At 49.7% G+C, this 626-nt stretch carries 1 protein-coding gene; it reads left to right on the top strand.

Annotated features, from left to right (window positions below; all coding sequences use genetic code 11):
* The coding region (locus tag R7Q09_RS26600) for a dihydroxy-acid dehydratase (RefSeq protein WP_318144001.1) at positions 1-477 on the top strand (477 nt) is incomplete at its 5' end.
* Between the last annotated feature and the right edge of the window lie 149 nt (positions 478-626).

Below are 626 nucleotides of genomic sequence, written 5' to 3'. Positions count from 1 at the left end.
GAAAGCCAGGAAGATGCGGTAGACGGCATCCTTGGCGGCAAAGTGAAAGCGGGCGATGTAGTTGTGATTCGCTACGAAGGTCCAAAAGGTGGCCCGGGCATGCAAGAAATGCTCTACCCAACCACTTATCTAAAATCGATGGGCTTAGGTAAAGAGTGTGCGTTATTAACTGACGGCCGCTTCTCTGGTGGTACCTCTGGTCTGTCTATCGGCCATGCTTCTCCAGAAGCCGCCAATGGCGGTGCGATCGGCTTTGTTCAAAACGGTGATTTGATTGCGATTGATATTCCAAATCGCAGCATCTCTCTTGAGATCTCTGAACAGGAACTTGCAGAGCGCCGCGTAAAACAAGACGAACTTGGTTGGAAACCAGCAAATCGTCAACGTGAAGTTTCTTTCGCCCTAAAAGCGTACGCCAGCATGGCAACCAGTGCTGACAAAGGTGCAGTACGAGATAAATCGAAGCTAGAGGGCTAGCCATGATGGAATCTCAACCCGAAAAAAAAGCGAATCAATCTGGCGCAGACTATCTGCGCCAAATCCTTCGCGCACCTGTTTATGAAGTCGCAACAGTCACACCGCTGCAAGAAATGCCTCGTTTATCTGCACGTATCGGGAATAACGTA

This window comes from Vibrio sp. 2130-1 (assembly GCF_033339515.1).
Note: the sequence above shows the minus strand (reverse complement) of the source record. Positions and strands in the feature narration are given on the sequence as shown.